The 1,462-nt window shown below is 44.5% G+C and carries 1 protein-coding gene; it reads left to right on the top strand.

Features of this window, described 5'->3' with window-relative positions; all coding sequences use genetic code 11:
- The first annotated feature begins 115 nt into the window (after positions 1–115).
- Positions 116–1,456: an ISL3 family transposase gene (locus DWX39_RS10770; RefSeq protein WP_117759944.1), complete on the top strand. Its 1,341-nt coding sequence runs from the start codon at positions 116–118 to the stop codon at positions 1,454–1,456.
- Positions 1,457–1,462: the final 6 nt, after the last annotated feature.

Genomic DNA, 1,462 nt, shown 5'->3' with positions numbered 1-1,462 from the left:
GGTTCTTCACGCTTTTTTGTGGGATAAAAATAATAACATATAAAATTGGCATTGAAAAAGAGCATTATCTACTCCAAAATGTAAGTTGCCTAAAACTACGCACGGAGGTCGAATAATGCTCTTTTATTACCATAATGAAATCACTTTTAATTGTCAATATTATCGCACAGAAAATATCACTAACCATCCAAATCCTCATTGCCATACCCGAGTTACCAGTCTACGGACTGCCAGAGATTTTTCCTGTCCGCACTGTCACTCCCGTATGTATAGTTATGGGGCTTTTTCTGTACTCATCAAGGATTTTCCAGATCTTCCTAAGCAAAAGAAGTATATAGAGTTCTCGGGGCACAGATTCCGCTGCACATCCTGCGGGGAGACCATAACGGAAGATATCCCCTGCCAATGCCCTTTCACACGCGTTACTTGGGATATGGCCTTGTGGATTATCCATCTGCTTAAGTGTCATACATCCATTTCTGCCATTTCGGCCATGCTCTCTGTACATTGGAGTACCATACAGAAAATACAAAAGCATATCATGGATAAGGCGTTGGCTGCCTTTGAAACCTGCCTGAAGAAAAGTAACTATCGCCCACGGTATTTGGCCGTAGATGAGTTCGCTATCCATAAGGGCCATCGCTATGCCACCTGCGTTATGGATTTGGAAACGGGATTCATCTTGTGGGCCGGCCTGGGCCGCTCCATGGCAGATTTTGAGCACTTCTTTAAGAGCATTGACCTTTCGCTTCTTTCCAGGCTAAAAGCGGTGGCCATGGATATGAACGCATCCTTTAACAGGCTGTTCCAGAAATATTGTCCGAAGGTCCCCATCGTTTATGACCGGTACCATATGCAGGCACAGTTTGGGCGTGATGTTATGGGAGCCGTGCGCCTGGAGGAAGCACAAAAGCATAGGCAGGAAGCAGAAGCATTAAAGGAATATACGAAAGAAACTAATAATCCAGAGCTCCAGAAGATGGCCAGGGAAAAGAGCCATGAAGAAAGGAAGCTTTATACCGAATTAAAGAAATCCCGATGGATACTGTTAAAGAAGGACGACCACCTGAATGAAAGGCAGAAAACTCATCTGTTGGATATCCTGAGCGAGCATAGGGATTTGGCGATTTGTTATGCCATGAAGCAGGAGATGACTCGTCTGTTCACATTGACTGACTATGAAGAAGCTCTCGCCGGATGGACAAAATGGATTCAGGCTGGACTGGAGAGCGGGATTCCTGCCCTGGTAAAGTTTGCCCGGCAAAAGCAGAAGCGAATCAAGGGACTGGCTGCTCATGCCCTGTATCCTATCAATACGGGGAAGCTTGAAGGATTCAATAATAAGATCAAGGTACTAAAAAGAATCGGATATGGGTACCGAAACATGGATTATTTCTTTACCCTTATCCGATTCCATTCTTTACCTAAAAATTATTCATCCCCCAAATTTCCGTGAAGAGCC

Source organism: Collinsella sp. AF19-1LB (genome assembly GCF_003459655.1).
Lineage (GTDB): Bacteria > Actinomycetota > Coriobacteriia > Coriobacteriales > Coriobacteriaceae > Collinsella.
Note: the sequence above shows the minus strand (reverse complement) of the source record. Positions and strands in the feature narration are given on the sequence as shown.